This is a genomic window from Pseudooceanicola aestuariicola, assembly GCF_045763785.1.
Lineage (GTDB): Bacteria > Pseudomonadota > Alphaproteobacteria > Rhodobacterales > Rhodobacteraceae > Pseudooceanicola.
Map to the genome: position 1 here is coordinate 1 of NZ_JBJGSF010000025.1, position 1162 is coordinate 1162.

Consider the following 1162-nt stretch of genomic DNA (forward strand, 5'->3'; position numbering starts at 1 on the left):
TGGATCGAACTGTTGTCACATCTTGCGATGTGACTGGTTAGTGTACTTGACTTGGACAACTGTTGTTCTTTTCGAAGGGTAAACCGATGTAGGGCTTGGCGTCCCTCTTACGGCGTGCCCGAAGGCGCCCAACGTTTCTACTGATCACTATCAGCAGAAAACAACGTTGTTGATTTCTCTCTTTACGATGTCAATTCGTCCGGATCGGACGAGCAAAAGCTCCGGTCGGAGCTTTTGCTGATCTGATCCATCAGCAGTCAAACCAATCAGGCAGCAGTGCCTTTGTATCGGTTCGGAATGATTTGGTTTTCAACACAGACGCACGTTCCATAATGACCGGTTTAGCGAGTGACTTCGCTTCGGCAACCGCGTCCGGCCATGTGACCGTCTTCTTGGCTGCGAAAGTTCTGAAGAACTTGTCCGCGTCAGCGTTGGCCTCTTTCCACGCTGGGCCCGGCAGACCCTTTGCGCTGCTGTTAGCAACTTCGGCCCTGACCGCGTTCGCGGCGGCAAGCGCCGTTGCGTCAGCGTATTTCAGATGAGCCAAGTAAACACCGTCTGGAAGGGTGTAGGCTTCTGGGCTTAGCTTCCGATCTGGAAGTTTCAAACCATGCTGTGCCAGTGGATAGCCCTGTGTAGCGAATGCTTTGCTATAGTGACCAGTGAAGCTGGCCTCGTCTCCGACCATGTCGAAGCCTAAAGCAAAGATCGCATTTTGCTGTGCGCTGAACATCGTCCGGAAATCCGTCCAGATGTTCGGGTCAGTCACGATCAACTCATCCGCGTCTGTGCGAATGACCCAGTCGTAAACCTGCGCTAAGCCGTGGTGCAGTCCATTCATCACCTCGCCGCGTGTTCTGTCGAACGCTGTCAGATCATCCCGTGGGATTGTTATGACAGATGCGCCGTTGGCGATCCTGTTCACCTCATCGTCCTTACCATGGGCAAAGATGAAAAGGTTTTCCATTCCAATCAGTTGACCGTAGTGATCAACCCATTGTGCCAATGCCCAATAGTCTTTGTAGACCATTGTGATCGCAGCAATCTTCATGCTTGCCTCCGTTTCCGGGGACACTAACGAAGAAGAATGGTGGAGCCTAGGAGGATCGAACTCCTGACCTCCTGAATGCAAATCAGGCGCTCTCCCAGCTGAGCTAAGGCC

1 protein-coding gene is annotated in these 1162 nt (G+C 52.6%); it reads right to left on the minus strand.

Annotated features, from left to right (window positions below):
• Nucleotides 1-250: 250 nt before the first annotated feature.
• Nucleotides 251-1051, minus strand: a complete 801-nt coding sequence (locus ACI3GR_RS20120; protein WP_407497038.1) for a glycosyltransferase family 2 protein — start codon at nucleotides 1049-1051, stop codon at nucleotides 251-253.
• Between the last annotated feature and the right edge of the window lie 111 nt (nucleotides 1052-1162).

What these genes read in the sequence shown, in the direction of transcription:
- ACI3GR_RS20120 (WP_407497038.1), bottom strand. Translation starts at nt 1,051, where the DNA reads ATGAAGATTGCTGCGATCACAATGGTCTACAAAGACTATTGGGCATTG.